Here is a 16,623-nt window from a genome sequence, read left to right as displayed (position 1 = left end):
TTAGCCGTGAGATCGAGAGTAACAGCGTTATCTTCTGTTGTGGAGCCTGTGTCATCCACACCGACAGGACCATCATTAACCGACCCAACTGTTACAGTTGCATCGGCAGTTGAGGTTGTTGTGCCATCAGAGACGGTATATTCAAAAGTCTCAGAGCCATGATAGTTGTCATCTGGTGTGAAGGTTACTGTGCCATCAGCGTTCAGCGTGACAGAACCATTATCTACATCAACCGAGCCACCTGTAGAGATGTTCTGCCCATCGATTTGTGTGATGGTGAGGCTATCGCCATCTGCATCGGTATCGTTTGCTGTGAGATCAAGAGTAACAGCGTTATCTTCTGTTGTGGACCCTGTATCATCCACGCCGACAGGACCGTCATTGACAGATCCAACAGTTACAGTTGCATCGGCAGTGGAGGTCGTTGTGCCATCAGAGACGGTATATTCAAAGGTCTCAGAGCCATGATAGTTGTCATCTGGCGTAAAGGTCACGGTGCCGTCTGCATTGAGCGTAACAGAACCATTATCCACATCAACAGACCCACCTGTTGAGATGTTCTGCCCATCGATTTGCGTGATGGTGAGGCTGTCGCCATCTGCATCGGTATCGTTTGCTGTGAGATCAAGAGTAACAGCGTTATCTTCTGTTGTGGACCCTGTGTCATCTACGCCAACCGGACCGTCATTAACCGACCCAACGGTGACAGTTGCATCAGCTGTTGAGGTCGTTGTGCCATCAGAGACGGTATATTCGAAAGTCTCAGAACCATGATAGTTGTCATCTGGTGTAAAGGTTACGGTGCCATCAGCGTTCAGCGTGACAGAACCATTATCCACATCAACCGAGCCACCTGTTGAGATGTTCTGCCCATCGATCTGCGTGATGGTCAGGCTATCGCCATCTGCATCTGTATCATTTGCTGTGAGATCAAGGGTAACCGCGTTATCTTCAGTAGTTGAGCCTGTGTCATCCACACCAACTGGTGCGTCATTAACTGCGCCAACGCTGACATTACCTGTGGCGGCAGTTGTTGTTGTGCCATCTGAAACGTCATAAGAAAGATCAATGTTTCCATTAAAACCACTGTCGGGTTCAAAGGTCCAGGTACCGTCGCTGTTATCTGTGAGGGAACCACCGCTTACGCTGAGGTTTTGTACAGAAAGGGTGTCGCCATCGACATCACTGGCATTGGCGAGAAGGTCTGATTCATTGAGGGTTAGAGTGCCGTCTTCATTTACCCTAAAGGCGGTTGGGCCAGAGACGTCTGGTGCGTCATTAACAGCATTGACGTCAATCGTGCCTGCAGCTGCATCACTGGCGGTGCCATCGGTGATGTCATAGTTGAGGTTGATGTCACCGTTAAAGTCAGCATCCGGTGTAAAGGTCCATGTGTCATTACCGTTATCAACAAGTGTGCCGCCATCTACAGTTAGGTTGGCAACATTGAGGCTGTCACCATCAACATCGCTTGCATTGGCAAGCAGTTCAGCCTTTGAAATGGTGATTGTACCATCTTCATTCATGGAGAAGGCTGTATCAGCACCTGCATCAGGGGCATCATTTACCGCACCCACTTCAATTGTACCAGCTGCTGGGGTTGATGTTGTGCCGTCACTGACATCATAGGTCAGATCAATATCGCCATTAAAATCAGCAGCAGGCTGGAACGTCCATGTGCCATCGTTATTGTCGGTTAAGGTGCCGCCATTGGCATTTAGGTTTAAAACAGAAAGAGTATCCCCGTCAGCATCGCTTGCATTGGCAAGTAACTGGGCTTCGGTGATCAGAATTGTGCCGTCTTCATTAACGGAAAGAGAGGCATCCGCGCTGACTTCTGGAGCTGCGTTGGTTGGGCCTTCATCTTCTTCAATGATGATTTCGTCAGTGGTTTCAACTGCGGCGGCTGTTGTGGCTTCTTCTTCTTCCGTTTCTTCTGTCGATTCGCCTTCTTCACTGGTTTCAAGGGCGGGAAGAATATCAACCTGAAGCTGAAGGTTGGTGACGATTGCCGGGTTGATGGCAACGGTAACATTACTGGCTTCATCTTCATTAAGCACAACAGAACCATCTTCGCGAATGGTGCCAGCAGAGATTTCTACACCATCTTGTAGGTTGTTCAGTACGACTTGTCCGCTTTCTTCAGTGCGGTAAGGAGAGAGGTCAAGCTGGAGGGCAACGACCTGGCCATTGGCTTCTGCATCTCTTAGGGTGTCTGGGTCGACTCTGACGTGAAGTCGTTGTAATTCAACGCTATAATCCTCAAACTCGGCACTGTCTTTCGTCGCGATTTCTTGGGCGAGGCGTGCTTTATCTTTATCATTGGCAATGTGAGTCGCTTGAAGAGTCAGGTCACTTTCCTGTTCAATTTCAAAGTTGTTAATCTCAACAACTTGATCTGAAAGTTGACCTTCATTTCCCATGTTCTCCAAGTCGAACATTTCGATACTGCTTTTGGTGCCTTGATTCTCTTCCATAGCTCTCAATTCCTCTGCCGCTTACTGTGCTGAAGTCACATTTAGCGTGTCGATAATTAAACCAGTAATTTCCATCAAAATAGCATGAACGGGCCTTTGTTGCTTAAGTTTCAATGAAAATGAAAAAATAAGAATAATTGAAAAATCTTAAAATCAAAATAGCTGATAAAGTATTAGGTATTTATACGTAATTCTAACGTTTAGTTATCATGCTATATTGATGGAGTAGTTACTCTTTTTTAATAAACTGAAGGTAGGCTACTTTCGGGTGAAATTGGGTTAAGTTTAAATAAAGTAGTCCACGACGTCGTTATTAAAAAAGAAAAGCAAATTATGAGAAGTAAAAAGCCAAATAATCGGTTTGTGCGGCCGATGTACCGGGTAATGTTCAGCCGGATGGACGTGATGTTGGCGTCTCTGGCCCTTAATTTGCTGACACTTGCCTTGCCTTTGATTGTCTTGCAAGTTTACGACCGTATTATTCCCAGTAACTCCACCGATACTTTTACCTTTATGGTTCTTGGTCTTGTCCTTGTTGTTGTACTGGATGCAGCTCTGCGGATTTTGCGCACCAATACGATTACATGGGCAGGTACACGTTTTGAGCATGCCGCCTCAATTCGGGCATGTGATGTTTTTCTAAGCTCAGAAATTCAAGATTTTGAAACCACGCCACCGGGTGTTCAGATGGAGCGCTATAGCTCTGTTGAAGCTTTGCGTGATCACCAATCGGGCCAAGGCTTGATCAGCTATACGGAATTGCCATTTGCCATTCTCTTTGTAGGGCTGATTGCTTTAATTGGCGGTCCCCTTGTGATTGCCCCGATTGTTGTTTGTGTGATTGCAGCATCTTTTGCCCTGTGGCTAGGCTATAGCCTTGATAGTATTATTCGTAAAAGAAACGAGCTGGATGATGATCGCTATAACTTTATTTTTCAGGTCTTAAATGGCATTCACTCCGTAAAGGGCTTGGGGATGGAGGCAATGATGTGCCGTCATTATCAGCATCTCCATGCACCCGTTGCCCATGTTATGGAGAAGTTGGTTTTTTATTCCTCACTTGGTCAGTCGGTTGGGGCGATCTTAAGTAACTTTGCCATGATCTCTGTTGCCCTTTTAGGGAGTGTCTTTGTGATCAATGGGGACTTAACAGGTGGTTCCTTAATGGCCTGTACGCTATTGGGCGGACGCGCTATTCAACCGCTCATTCGCATGATCGGTGTGTGGGTACAGTATCGCTCCATTAAAATGTCGAATGAACGTTTGGTGAATCTCGGTGATATTAAACAGGAAAATAATGACCGTGAGCATGAAGAGGCAACGCCACACGTTACGGGTGACATTAAGTTTGAAGATGCGACCATCTATCAGGTGAATACGGGCGTGCCGATTTTCCAAGGGTTGAACCTGCATATTAAACCCGGTGAGATTGTTGCCATTTTAGGGCAGGTTGGCGGCGGGAAATCCTCTTTGCTGGAAGCCATTGCAGGCTTTATTCCGGTTGATGAAGGCAAGCTGCTTTATGACAATATTGATTCGCGTGAGTTGAGTTATCGCAAACTCAGAAATCAAATCGGTTATGTGCGCCAGAATGCCCCACTTTTTAGGGGTAACTTGCGCGATAATCTGACGAAGTTTAGAGGGCGCGATCATTTACCTGCTGCCCTTGATGTCGCAGACAAGCTCGGATTAACAGAAATTATTGCAGCCATGCCAAAAGGGTTGGAGACCCCGGTTGGGGAATCAGCCTCAGAAGGCCTGTCCGGTTCAGTACAGCAGATGGTGAGTTTGACCCTGACCTTTGCTGATAAACCAAAAATCCTGCTTCTAGATGAAGCCAATACGGCCCTTGATGGGGATGCGGATAGACGTTTGCGTGAATATTTGGAAACCCTAAAAGGCGATACGACAGTTTTGATGATTACTGAGCGACCTTCGATGATCAATATTGCAGATCGTGTACTTGATGCATCTCATGGTGTTGTTAAGCAAATTGAGTGGGAAGGCTTTGGCCCTAAAAAAGCACCTAAGCCGGTTGCAGAACGTCAGGCGGAGAAAAGCGCATGAATAATATTGTTCTGCATCAAACCCCACCTAAAAACCTTCTGCGTTTATGGCGCAAAGGCGTTTTTAATTATACAGGGGCAGAAGAGCTTGAACCTGTCTTGGCAGCGATCATTGGACTATTGGATGCCATGAACTGGCAAGGCTCAGCTCATCGTCTTGTAGAAGCTTTACCTTATGAAGCAAAAGATCTGACGGTTTATGACTTGCGCGATATTTTATCACGCCTTGGTTATAAAACGATTTCCCTAAAGACCCGGCATGACAAACTATCTGCGCGTCTATGTCCTTGTGTTTTACATTCAAAAGGGAATTATTATGTTGTAACCGAGGAAGATGGCAAAATCCTTGCGCGCAACCCTGTGACAGATGAAGTTAAATCTGTGCGCGCCATTCGCGGCGGGACATTCTTTGTTATTGAAAAGATTGATCGCGACGACATGGATGATGTTGATCGTTCCGCCCTGTGGTTTAGAAATCTGTTTTTACAATTCAAACCTTTGATCATGAAGTCTTTTGGCATCAGTTTCTTTATTAACCTGATGGCCTTGACGATCCCGCTTGCTATTATGATGATTTATGATCAGGTGATTGCCAAAGAGTCAAAAGAGACGCTTTATTATGTGGCAAGTGGTGTGGGGCTAGCTCTTGGTTTTGAGCTGTTACTACGTATCATCAGGTCGAAAGAGCAGGCCTATATCGGGGCGCGGTTTGATTATTTGGTCACAACCCGTGTGTTTGAACAAATCTTGCATTTACCCCCGGTCTTTACCGAAAGGGCTCCTGTGGGGGGCCAAGTCTCGCGTATTCGCAGTTTTGAATCTTTGCGGGAAATCTTTACAGGCTCACTGGCTAATACGATTTTGGATTTGCCGTTCGTTTTGTTGTTTGTTGCCGTGATTGGCTTTATTGCAGGTCCGATGGTTGTTGTGCCGCTGGTGCTGGCAGCACTTTATGCGATTATGGGCGGCGTGGTCATGCCTGAAATTCGCGCACGCACACGCGATTCAGCAGAAGTGCGCTCCTCGCGTTATACCTTCTTGGTGGAAATGCTCTGGCAGATGCGCCAAGTTAAACAGCGCTGTAGTGAAGATCGCTGGAAACGTCGTTTTCGTGAGCTTTCAGGTGAGGCTGCATGGGCAAACCTGCAAGTCACACGTTTGCAGGCCAATGTTCAAAATATTGCCCAATCCTTGATGATGGCCTCAGGTGTGGCAACGCTTGTCTTTGGTGTTTATGGCGTGATGGAAGGGACCATCAGCCTTGGTGCGCTGGTTGCGACCATGATGCTGGTGTGGCGTATTTTGTCCCCATTACAGGCATTGTTTAACGTTTCTAACCGCATTGAGCAGATGCAAAGTGGCGTGCGCCAACTTAAAAGTATTTTGAAGTTTGCACCTGAACAGGAACCAGGCGATACACCCCATACGAACGTTACCTATAAAGGGGCCATTGAATTTGCCCGTGTGAGTATGCGTTATAAAACAGATGCCAACCCGGCCATGCTTGGGGTGAGTTTTAAAATTAAACCCGGTGAAATGATGGCAGTCACGGGACATTCGGGTTCAGGTAAAACAACCTTGGCAAAATTGATCTTGGGGCTTTATCGCCCGCAAGCAGGTGCGTTGACCTTGGATGGGGTAGATATTCGCCAATTGCGCCCCATCACTTTGCGCCAAACTCTTGCATATGTGCCTCAAAGTAACCATGTTTTCCCTGGAACCCTTTATGAAAACCTGACGCTTTCTGACCCGACTGTGAGTTTTGCACAGGTGCGTAAAGCTTGTCGTCAGGCCGGTATTCTCGATACGATTGAGGCTTTGCCTGACGGGTTTGAGACAGAGTTTAAAGAAGGTTTGGAGACACAAATCCCCCAAAACTTCTTGCGCAAGATTGCGCTTGGGCGGGCCTTTTTGCGCAAAGCACCTGTTATGATTTTGGATGAGCCTGCGGGTTCCATGGATGAAAAAGATGAAGCGACCTTCATTGAAGCCTTGGAACGTGTGCGCGGTTCACAAACAATTATTATGATCACGCAGCGCCCCTCTCACATGCGACTGTGTGATCGTTTGATGGTCTTAAAAGAAGGACAAGTTGATATGCTGGGCAAGCCGAATGAGGTCTTGGATAAGATGTTTGCAAAGCCAAAACCAAAGCCACAGCCAAAACCTGAAGGAACAAACACATGAGTAAGAAAAGCAGCAATGTTGTTCATGAGGTTCTTTCTAAAAAACGCAATATGCCGCGTGAACAGCTTAAACTTCTCTCCCACGAAGCCATGCTGGAAGAAGCAGGGCCGTCGCGTGCAGCATCAGGCCTGATTATTCTGATTACGGCCTTGCTCGCTTCATCCGTTATTTGGGCGCATTTTGTAGAGATTAAAACATCTGCAACAACGCAAGGCACGGTGATCCCATCTGGTGATAAGCGTGTGGTTCAGCATTTAGAAGGCGGTATCGTTAAATCGATCTTGGTGAGAGATGGGGATATTGTGAAAAAAGGTCAAACTCTCATGCAGTTTGAACCAACACTTCGCACAGCTGAGCTTAACCAAATCCGTGCACGCGAAGCCGCACTTGCGATTAAGTTACAACGCCTTCGTGCCTTTATTGATGGAACGGTTCCAGATTACACAGAATTTGCAAAAGAATACCCGCAATTGGTTGAAGAAAGTATGTTCAACCTGAATGGTGTACGTGCGCGTATTGAAGGTGAAAAAACCGTTCTTTCTTCACAAATTGATCAACAGCGTAAATCGGTTGAAAACTATAAAAAGCAGATGGTGAGTTTGAAGAAGCAGTCAAAGCTTCTTAAGCAAGCTGTGACAATGCGCAAGAAACTGTTTAAATCCGGTCATGGCTCCCGTGTAAATCTGATTAATGCCGAACTGGACTTGGCGAAAAACAGAGGTTCAATAACCGAAGCTGATGTGTCGCGCGAACAGGCCATTGCCAGTATTGAAGAAACCAAGAATCAAATCCTTGAGCTTGAAGTCCAAGAACGCGGTAAAGCCTTGGATGAGCTGGATAATGTTAGTGGTCAATTGGCAGAGGTGCGTGAAAATATTGCGCGTCTAGAAGATAAAGTGACCCGTCTTGAAATTATTAGTCCCGTTGGCGGTTTGGTTCATGGCCTTGAAATCAACACACCGGGCGCGGTTGTGGAGCCAGCACAGGTTGTTATGGAGATTATCCCTGCTGATGAACAGGTGATTATTGAGAATAAGATTTTGCCAAGCGATATTGGTCATATTGCGGAGGGGCAAGAAACCACAGTCACGGTGACAGGCTTTGATGCGCGACGTTACGGTACAATGAAGGGTGAGCTGATTAAATTCTCGCCAACGACATTCATGGATGAAGAAGGCGTGCCATACTTTAGAGGGCATATTCGCTTGAAAGAAGAGCACCTTTTAGCCAATGGCGTTCAACATGAAATTGTACCGGGCATGACGGTTCAAGCCAATATTATAACCGGTGAACAAACCTTGCTTGAGTATTTAACGCGTCCCGTTTACGTGTCATTACTTAATGCATTTCGTGAAAGATAAGAGTATGTTGCTGTTAGATAGTCATACATGGAGTTCCCCCTTAAGTGTTTGATTGGTTAAAAGGAAAGCGCGACACGCGCCCGCCTTATGATGAGGCCAAAGCCATTGCCCAAGGCGATGACGTGGAAGCACGCCGTGACCTTGCTGCGCTAACGGATCTTGAGCCAGAGCTTCTCTATTTCTTTGCAACGGATAAAAATGCTGAAGTACGCCAAGCAGTTGCAGAAAATAAGGCAGCCCCTGTACATGCAAAAGTAATCCTCAGTAAGGATGAAGATAAAAAAGTGCGTGAAAAACTTGCCTCACGCATTACCGAGCTTACACCTGCCTTGGATCAGGATGCCTCTTCACGGGCCAGTGAAATGGTGATCGAAGTCCTCCAAGGCTTAGCCAATGACCAGATGGCGGAAATTCGCTCGATTCTCTCTCAAGAAGTCAAGCAGCTGGATAATATCCCGCATGAGACAGCATCCAAATTGGCGCGGGATATGGATGCAAGTGTGGCAGCACCCATGTTGGAATTCTCACCTTTGTTAGAAGATGAGGAACTGATCGAGATCATTTCTGAGAGTCTTCAGGATGAAGCCATTACCGCCATTGCGAAACGTGATGGTCTGGGTGAAAATGTTGCCCATGCGGTTGCGGAAACAGAAAGTGATGAAGCGGTACAGGCCCTGTTGGAAAACCAATCTGCACAGATTGGCGATAACACATTGAATTTCATTTCTGAAAAAGCGGAAGAACATGAAAATTGGCACGGCCCGTTGGTAAACCGTGACAGACTGCCGGATCAGGCTGTTCAGAACGTGGCAAAATATGTGACGACAAACTTGGTCAACCAGATGATTGCCAAGCATAACCTTCCCAATAACGTGGTGAAAGATTTACGTCGTACGGTCTTTAATCGACTGAACAAAATCAGAAGCCGCTATGTTGAACAATATGCAAATAGCCGTGTGTTATTGGCAGAAGAAGATGAAGGTATTCGTCGCCAAATGGAAAACTCCTTAACGGAGCTGGGCTTTATTGATATCCGTTGTGTTGAAGATGGTGAAACGGCCATGCGGGTCTTTGAGGCTGAACGCACACCCGTTAAGCTAATGATCTGTTCTGATAATCTGGATGATATGGAAGGTCAGGAAATCTTGGAAGAAGTCCGTGATCTTGATGAAGATATTCCCTTTATGCTTTTGTCAGAGAAAAATGACGAAGCGGCAATTATGGAAGCTAAGCGATATGGTGTGAATGAGTATATTCTCAAGCCTTATAGCGATGCTGATTTGCTTAAACGCATCGAAAATATCTATAGAAAATTGGGTCATTAATCTGCGTGGCTAGAAAAGAGACAAAACTGCGCATCAGGATTGCCTTTCCCACAGGTCATATCGGCCCGGGTAAAATTGCCTTACTTGAACAAATTCAGGACATTGGCTCCATCAGCGGTGCTGCCAAAGAAATGGATATGACATATCGCCGCGCATGGCATTTGCTTGAAACCGTAAAAACCGTTTTAAATGAAGATGTTGTTGAAACGTCTGTTGGCGGTAAAAGCGGGGGCGGGGCGAGCCTCACACCCGTTGGTAAAGAACTCATTCGGCTTTATCGCGAAGCTGAAGAAGGGGCCACACAAGGGGCTGCACCCCTTTTAAAAAAAATGGATAGCCTGCTTAAAACATAATGCAGCGTTTACTTATTTGGCGTTTGGGATAAAGAGCCTTTGCCCTGCAACGCGAAAATCCGCAATGATTTTTTGCCCTTTGGCTGAGGTAATCCAGTTGATGAATTTCATGGATTGGGCGTATTTGATATGGGGAAACTTTTCTTTGCTCAGGGCAATCACACCATAAGGGTTAAACAGTGACTCATGACCTTGGCAGAGGATATCCAGATCAGCTTTGTTCTTAAATGAAATCCATGTGCCACGGTCGGTAAGTGTGTAGGCGTTCATACCTGAGGCGATATTTAAGGTCGTGCCCATACCAGTGCCAGTGCTGCGATACCACCTTCCTGTTAAACCGGGCTTTGTGATACCGGCGTCTTGCCAGAGGGTGAGCTCACGTTTGTGCGTGCCACTATCATCACCACGAGAGACAAAAACTCTTTGGCTTTCATTTATCTTTTTAAAAGCAAGGCTTGGGGATGTGCATCGGCGTGTTTTAGCCGGGTCTGTTTTGGGGCCGACAAGAACAAAGTCATTATACATCACATCAAAGCGCTCTTTGCCAAAACCATCTTTGAGAAGCTTTTCTTCAGACGGGCGGTGATGTGCAAAAAGCAAATCCGCATCCCCTTTTCTTGCGATCCTGACGGCTTGTCCGGTGCCAACGGCAACAACACGCACTTCAATGCCACTATCGTTACTAAACGCGGGCAGTAGCGTTTCAAATAAACCGGAGTTGGCTGTGGATGTTGTCGAGGCCATGGTGATGAAAGGCGTGTCTGCTTGACTTGAAAAGTTGCTTAACAACAGGGTTAAGAAGAAAAGTAAGGAGATAAAAGGCCGTTTCATGGTATTTCGCCAGATGAAAATTGAAAAAAGCCTGATCAGTATGGCATTTTCACAAAATGGATCAATCAACTTTCCATATAATGTGTTTAGGCGTTTCTTCTGTAGAGGAAAACGTGTATAGCTAAGTCATGGAATTGATTACAGATACAGAAACGCTGGCAGCGTTTTGCGACCGTTTATCGAGCGAAAGTTTCGTCACGGTTGATACGGAGTTTATGCGCGAAAAAACTTACTGGCCCAAACTGTGCCTCGTACAGCTAGGCGGAAGTGACGATGCCCGTTGTGTGGATGTGTTGGCAAACGGGATTGATCTACAGCCCTTATTTGACCTGATGGCAAATGAAGACGTGCTCAAGGTCTTCCATGCAGCACGTCAAGATGTTGAAATTTTTGTAAAGCTCACGGGCAAAACTCCTGTGCCGATGTTTGATAGCCAAGTCGCTGCCATGGTATGTGGTTTTGGTGAGTCTGTGGGTTATGAAACGCTGGTTAATAATATCTGTCGCGAGAGCCTTGATAAGGGCTCGCGCTTTACCGATTGGAGCAAGCGCCCATTGACCGAGCGTCAAGTGACCTATGCCCTTGGTGATGTGACTTATTTGCGCGAAATTTATCAATTCCTCAAAGATAAACTTGATGACAATAATCGCGCTGTCTGGCTTGAAGAAGAAATGGCGGCTTTAACCAGCACGGATACCTATATTGTTGACCCAAACATGGTATGGAAGCGCTTAAAAGCGCGCACCAAAAGCACCAAGGTGCTGGCTGTGCTGCGTGAAGTGGCTGCTTGGCGTGAACGTGAAGCCCAACGCAAAGACATGCCGCGCAATCGTGTGATCCGTGATGATGCGATTATCGATATTGCCCATCAAAGCCCCAAAGATACCCACGCTTTAGAGCGTGTGCGCGGCCTTAACAAATCCATCGCCAATGGTCGTTATGGTAAGGAAATTCTCGAAGCGATCCAGCAAGCTTTAAGCCTTGATCCAAGTGAGCATCCCAAACCACCGGCAAAAAAGGATTTACCAAAAGGGCTTGGGCCTGTGGTTGATCTGCTCAAAGTTCTGTTAAAATATAAGTCCGAGAATTTTGATGTTGCGCAAAAACTAATTGCTAATGTGAGTGACCTTGAACAGGTTGCGGCTTATGGGGATGGCGCCGATGTGGCCTGCCTTAAAGGTTGGCGCCGTGAAATGTTTGGGGAAGACGCTTTAAAGCTGAAAGCTGGCGGGCTTGCCTTGGCGGTAAATGGCAAAAATATCAAGGTCATTGATCTCGATAGTTAACCGTGTTCCAAGCGACCACTTAATCCCATATGTTTGGCGATTGTTTGAACCCGTTTGGCAACCGCTTCGCCGATAAAGACGTCTTGATCTTCTGGTAAAGACAAAATGAGCTCACCGCCACGAATTTCAAGGCGGGTTTGTTCCAGTAAATGCGGTGCGCCACTGGCAAGTGTATGAGCAAGGCGCAAGGTTGCCCCAACTGTCTTTGTCCAAATGGCATCTTCATCATTCAGAAATGTTCTCAAGGGCTTGGCAATGCGCGCGTTAAAATCCCCTTTATAGCGACTATAGACACAGGCGGCCATCAAGGCGCGCTCGCGGTGAGATAGGCCCGCAACAGGTAGACGTAACACCCGCAAAAAACCATGATCTGCGCGATAATCAGGATGTTCAGCCCAAGCAATATCATGCAATAGACAAGCCGCATGGCGCAGTTTTTTCTGGCTTTCACTTTCATTGGGAAAGAGGGGACTCATCCAGTCATAGACTTCTTCACCTTGCTGACCAAAGCGGCCTTCACGCTCAACCAAATCCATACAGGAACTTAACAGCGGGTCTTGTTCTTTAAGCTCATCGCTAAGAGAGAGAAAGAACTGTCCCTCGCGCATACTATAACCGGAAAAAACCAGATGAGACGGTTTGATATTTTCCAAGACTTCTTGCAGCAAGGCAATGGCTGCTGGCAATGTTTCAAGGCGTTTGCGCGAAACATCAGGAACTTTATTGATCTCATCTGAACTAAGTTGTGCAAAACCATCAAGCAAAGCCACAGCTTCATCACAAGGAAGGGTGAAATTATCAATCACATGTAATGGATAATCGGTTTGATGCATGATCAGGCGGGCAACGGCACGCAAAGATCCGCCCACGGCATAAAACGGGCGGTCCTTCATCTCGTTTGTCCAGCTGATGGGGCTGAGTTTTTTGCGGATAAATTGGCGCATTTCAGCAATGCTTGTGCGCTCTTCATCGCTTATGCGCAAATGACCAAGTGGGGTGGTGTCATGTTGGGAAAAGGTCCCTTGATCCAGCCCGACCAGATCAAAGCTCGCCCCCCCCATATCACCAAGTAAGCCATCGGCTGCGGGTAGGCCACTTAAGACGCCATAGGCTGACAGCTTGGCTTCTTCTTCACCGCTGATTACGCGCACATCGGCATCAAAACGTTGTTTGATCTGGGCTACAAAGTCAGGGCCATCACGGGCTTCGCGCACAGCAGCGGTTGCCAGTAAACTGACATGGTCCACTTCCATCACTTCAACCAGTTTCATAAAGCGATTGAGGCTTTCATAGGCAAGCTCAACCCCTTTGGGGTTTAACAGGCCGGTTTCATCAATGCCTAAACCTAAACGGCATTGAACCTTCTCGTTAAAAACGGGCAAGGGGATGCGCGCTGGACCATGAAAGACAACAAGACGAATGGTATTGGACCCGATATCAACGATTGCGGTGAGCTTGCCTTTAGCTGAGGATCCAATACTGTGCATCATATGGTTTTAGTCCAACATTAGTTTTTTCAGGCTTGTACCTTTTTTCTTTAAGGCAGAGCCACGTCCAGACAGGCTCGGGTTTGTCATGAAGTAGGTATGACAAGAAAACGCATCTTCATCAGTTGAGACACGATCAAAGGAACCATCGGCCTTAAGCACCCAGCTTTGAGCCTCATCCTTTAGGTTTGCAACCATGATCTGGTCTAGGATTTGGCGATGCACCGTGTCGGTTTCAATAGGAATAAGGGTTTCTACACGGCGATCAAGGTTGCGGGGCATCCAATCTGCAGAGGAAATGAAAATCTTGGCTTTGGTATTGGGCAGTTTGCCCCCATTGCCAAAACATACGATGCGCGAATGTTCTAAAAAGCGCCCAACGATTGATTTAACGCGGATGTTTTCTGACAGGCCCGGCACACCGGGGCGCAAACAACAAATACCACGGATGATTAAATCAACCTGAACGCCTGCTTGTGAGGCTTCATAAAGGGCATCAATGATTTTAGGGTCTACAACCGAATTCATCTTTGCCCAGACATGAGCAGGCTTTTTAGCTTTGGCATTTTTAATTTCATTTTTAATGCCATCTAAAACCGTGTCGCGCAATGTCAGTGGCGAATATTCCACCTTATCCATTTTTTCCGGTTCTGCATAACCTGTCATATAGTTAAACAGCTTGGTCGCATCCTGACACAGGGCTGGATCGCACGAGAAGAAGGAAAGGTCGGTATAAATCTTGGCTGTAATCGGGTGATAGTTACCTGTGCCCAAGTGAACGTACGAGCGCAGTTTTTTACCTTCGCGGCGCACAACCAAATTAATCTTGGCATGGGTTTTCTTATCAACAAAACCATAAACCACTTGCGCGCCAGCACGCTCTAAATCACGTGCCCAGCGGATGTTGGCTTCTTCATCAAAACGTGCTTTAAGCTCAACCATAGCCGTGACGGATTTGCCAGCTTCAGCTGCTTCGACCAAGGCTTTTACAATGGGGGAGTTGTTGGATGTGCGATAAAGCGTTTGCTTAATGGCAACAACTTCAGGGTCACGTGCGGCTTGTAAAACAAACTGAACAACCGCATCAAAGCTTTCATAAGGGTGGTGAACCACAAAATCTTTTTTGCGAATGGCGGCAAAACAATCCCCGCCAAAATCGCGGATACGTTCAGGGAAACGCACGTTATAGGGCTTGAATTGCAGGTCTGGGCGCTCATCACAGATCAGTTCTTTAATGTCGGCAAGACCAAGCAGCCCATCAAGAACAAAACAGACGCTCTTATCAACATCAAGTTCTTCAATAACCAGATCGCGAAGCTCTTCAGGCATTTCTGCATCAATGGACAGGCGAATGACAGACCCACGGCGGCGGCGTTTTAAGGCCGTTTCAAAGGTACGTACCAAATCTTCGGCTTCTTCATCGATTTCCATTTCGCTATCACGAATGATTTTGAACAAACAGGAAGACACAACCGTGTAATTGGGGAACAGTCGATCAAGGAACAGGCGAATGACTTCTTCAATGGGCATAAAGCGGATGGTCTTGCCATAATCAGGCAGGCGCACAAAACGCGGTAGCATTTGTGGCAGGGGCACCAGTGCTTTTAAGGGCTGTTGATCAATCGTGGATTCAAGGCCAAACATCATGGCAAGGCCAAGGTTTGGAATGAACGGAAACGGGTGGGCCGGATCAATCGCAAGCGGTGTGAGGGACGGGAAAATCTGCTGGATGAAATGTTCATCAAGCCAGGGGATATCACGCTTTTGAATGTCTTCACATTTAAGGACTTTGATGCCTTCTTTTAAAAGAAGGGCGCGCAAGGCGCGATAACGTTCTTGTTGCCCGCGCACCAGTTTGTTAGCGCCTTCATGGATTTGTTCTAGCTGTTGCGGGGGTGTGAGCCCATCATAGCTGAGTGATTTTACACCAGCATGGACCTGACCGTTAAGGCCTGCAACACGCACCATATAAAATTCATCAAGGTTAGCTGCTGAAATAGACAGAAAGCGCAAACGTTCCAGCAAAGGATGGTTGATATTGTCGGCCTCATCAAGCACACGTGTGTTAAACGACAGCCAAGAAAGTTCGCGGTTGATAAAACGCTCAGGCGAGTCTATCGCAATTGTTGGGACCGTTGCTTTCTTTTGTGGTTGTACTTGTGCTGTCATTTGATCTTGCCTCCATAGTAGGTAACGCGCGCGTTAAGACATAGAATATATAGTCTATAGCTATGTCAGAGGGAAATGTTTAGGTGCGGTGTAGACGAAAAAGATGAAACTTTTATGATGGTCTTCTATTATATTCAAAAATATCATTTGGGGAAGGTGTCATATGAAGCATTTATTGTTGCTTAGACATGCAAAATCAAGCTGGGCAGACCCGTCTTTATCTGATTTTGACCGCCCCTTAAATGCACGAGGGCTTAAAGCGGCTTCTAAAATGTCGCGTTTTCTTAGTGAGAAAATGGAATTGCCCGATGTGATTTTATGTTCAACAGCCATGCGTACACGCCAGACACTCAAGCCTTTATTGGATGTGTATGCCCATTCTTTTGAAATTAAACTGAGCCGTGAGCTTTATCATGCCAGCGACATGAGCATGCTTGATATGATCCAGAATGTAGAAGGCAAGGCTGATGTGGTGATGGTGATTGGACATAATCCGGGGATGGAACAGCTGGCGGATTATGTATGTGGGAAAGGGGGCGAGGATGATCTCTATGAGATGAGCCTGAAGTTTCCCACCGCAGCCTGTGCCCATCTTAGCTTTGATGTGGATAATTGGTCAAAAATCGGGCGGGCAAGCGGTGTGTTAAAGCGTTTTTTCAAGCCGCGTGATTTATAATTATTGTTTGCCTGTAAAGGCGCGCAAGGCGGTGAGGTACAAACGTGCACGGGTTTCATCATCAAGGTCTTCGAGTATTTTAGCTTTTGTTGCGCGCACTTTCATAGCTGATTCGATTAAGGCACGGCGCTCTGGTGTCATTTTCTTGGCAGCTTCTAATTTGACTTGTCTGAGCAGGTCTTCATTTGCATCCAACAGGTCATCCATTTTTTCACCGCTGTTTTCCAGCTTTTCAATGGCATCATCCAAGGCAAAACCGGACTCTGATCGCAGATCATCATCCACGGGTGGCGCGATTTTTTTAGAGATTTTTTCATCTGCTGCTTTAGAGTTTTTTTTGCCTTTTTTCTGGGCAGGTTTATCTAAAGCTTTGTTCAGAAGTATTTTTTGTAAGGATTCAAACAT

General features: G+C 46.5%; 12 protein-coding genes. 7 read left to right on the top strand and 5 right to left on the bottom strand.

The features are described from left to right. Nucleotides 1–2,477: cadherin-like domain-containing protein (locus MTBPR1_RS03030; protein WP_126464967.1), on the bottom strand; the 2,477-nt coding region annotated here is incomplete at its 3' end. Between the two features lie 384 nt (nt 2,478–2,861). Between MTBPR1_RS03030 and MTBPR1_RS03025 the strand changes: the two genes are divergently transcribed. The 5 genes from MTBPR1_RS03025 to MTBPR1_RS03005 are packed head-to-tail and all read left to right on the top strand — an operon-like array spanning nt 2,862 to nt 9,769. After that, complete coding sequence (locus MTBPR1_RS03025; RefSeq protein ID WP_165602602.1) at nt 2,862–4,544, top strand: peptidase domain-containing ABC transporter; 1,683 nt, start codon at nt 2,862–2,864, stop codon at nt 4,542–4,544. Then, nucleotides 4,541–6,730: a peptidase domain-containing ABC transporter gene (locus MTBPR1_RS03020; protein ID WP_069186039.1), complete on the top strand. Its 2,190-nt coding sequence runs from the start codon at nt 4,541–4,543 to the stop codon at nt 6,728–6,730. Before MTBPR1_RS03025 ends, MTBPR1_RS03020 begins: the two co-directional genes overlap by 4 nt. Then, entirely contained in the window at nt 6,727–8,091 is a 1,365-nt protein-coding gene (locus tag MTBPR1_RS03015; protein ID WP_069186038.1) for an HlyD family type I secretion periplasmic adaptor subunit, read from the top strand. Before MTBPR1_RS03020 ends, MTBPR1_RS03015 begins: the two co-directional genes overlap by 4 nt. A 44-nt stretch (nt 8,092–8,135) precedes the next feature. Further along, nucleotides 8,136–9,416 (top strand): DUF2336 domain-containing protein, encoded by a 1,281-nt coding sequence (locus tag MTBPR1_RS03010; RefSeq protein WP_069186037.1) that lies wholly within the window; start codon nt 8,136–8,138, stop codon nt 9,414–9,416. Nucleotides 9,417–9,421: 5 nt separating this feature from the next. After that, nucleotides 9,422–9,769 carry a winged helix-turn-helix domain-containing protein gene (locus MTBPR1_RS03005; protein ID WP_069186036.1) on the top strand — a complete coding sequence of 116 codons (348 nt, stop codon included), beginning with the start codon at nt 9,422–9,424 and terminating at the stop codon, nt 9,767–9,769. Nucleotides 9,770–9,781: 12 nt separating this feature from the next. On the opposite strand, the gene MTBPR1_RS03000 is transcribed toward MTBPR1_RS03005, so the two are convergent. Continuing rightward, a complete protein-coding gene (locus MTBPR1_RS03000) occupies nt 9,782–10,600 on the bottom strand; it encodes an ABC transporter substrate-binding protein (protein ID WP_069186035.1) in 819 nt (272 codons plus the stop codon). A 128-nt stretch (nt 10,601–10,728) separates the two neighbouring features. Between MTBPR1_RS03000 and rnd the strand changes: the two genes are divergently transcribed. After that, entirely contained in the window at nt 10,729–11,886 is a 1,158-nt protein-coding gene (gene rnd / locus MTBPR1_RS02995) for a ribonuclease D (protein WP_069186034.1), read from the top strand. Here the strand turns inward: rnd and MTBPR1_RS02990 are convergent. Together MTBPR1_RS02990 and MTBPR1_RS02985 are read right to left on the bottom strand one after the other, a co-directional pair. After that, the gene (locus MTBPR1_RS02990; RefSeq protein ID WP_069186033.1) at nt 11,883–13,376 is read right to left on the bottom strand and encodes a Ppx/GppA family phosphatase; all 1,494 of its coding nucleotides are present in this window, start codon (nt 13,374–13,376) and stop codon (nt 11,883–11,885) included. The genes rnd and MTBPR1_RS02990 overlap by 4 nt on opposite strands. Nucleotides 13,377–13,382: 6 nt before the next feature. Next, nucleotides 13,383–15,542: an RNA degradosome polyphosphate kinase gene (locus MTBPR1_RS02985; protein ID WP_069186032.1), complete on the bottom strand. Its 2,160-nt coding sequence runs from the start codon at nt 15,540–15,542 to the stop codon at nt 13,383–13,385. Between the two features lie 163 nt (nt 15,543–15,705). Here MTBPR1_RS02985 and MTBPR1_RS02980 point away from each other — a divergent pair, with 163 nt between their 5' ends. Further along, nucleotides 15,706–16,218, top strand: a complete 513-nt coding sequence (locus MTBPR1_RS02980) for a SixA phosphatase family protein (RefSeq protein ID WP_069186031.1) — start codon at nt 15,706–15,708, stop codon at nt 16,216–16,218. On the opposite strand, the gene MTBPR1_RS02975 is transcribed toward MTBPR1_RS02980, so the two are convergent. Further along, nucleotides 16,219–16,623, bottom strand: a complete 405-nt coding sequence (locus MTBPR1_RS02975; protein ID WP_069186030.1) for a hypothetical protein — start codon at nt 16,621–16,623, stop codon at nt 16,219–16,221.

This window comes from Candidatus Terasakiella magnetica, from assembly GCF_900093605.1.
Taxonomy (GTDB): domain Bacteria; phylum Pseudomonadota; class Alphaproteobacteria; order Rhodospirillales; family Terasakiellaceae; genus Terasakiella; species Terasakiella magnetica.
This window is presented reverse-complemented; position numbering and strand designations above follow the sequence as displayed.